The 277-nt window shown below is 70.4% G+C and carries 1 protein-coding gene; it reads right to left on the bottom strand.

Annotated features, from left to right (window positions below; translation table 11 throughout):
* On the bottom strand, positions 1-277 hold a 277-nt coding region (locus R0J88_RS19785), incomplete at both ends, for a GNAT family N-acetyltransferase (protein WP_410900844.1).

Raw genomic sequence — 277 nt, 5'->3', positions numbered from 1 at the left:
GAAGCGCGCGCAGCGGCGCTCGACGGCGAGCGCGGCGAGGTGCCGCAACAGCGCGGTGCCGAGCCCCGTGCCGCGTTGCGCCGGCTGCACGTACAGATCCTCGAGATACAGGCCGCGACGGCCGACGAACGTCGAATAGTTGTGGAAGAACAGCGCATACGCGACGATCGCGCCGTCCAGTTCGGCGACCAGCGCCTCGGCGGCCGGCCGTTCGCCGAACAGCGCGTCGGCCAGATCGGCCTCGGTCGCGACGAACAGGTGCGTGAGCTTCTCGAAC

The sequence above is a fragment of the Pseudoalteromonas sp. SIMBA_162 genome, assembly GCF_046535955.1.
Classification (GTDB): domain Bacteria; phylum Pseudomonadota; class Gammaproteobacteria; order Enterobacterales; family Alteromonadaceae; genus Pseudoalteromonas; species Pseudoalteromonas marina.
This window is presented reverse-complemented; position numbering and strand designations above follow the sequence as displayed.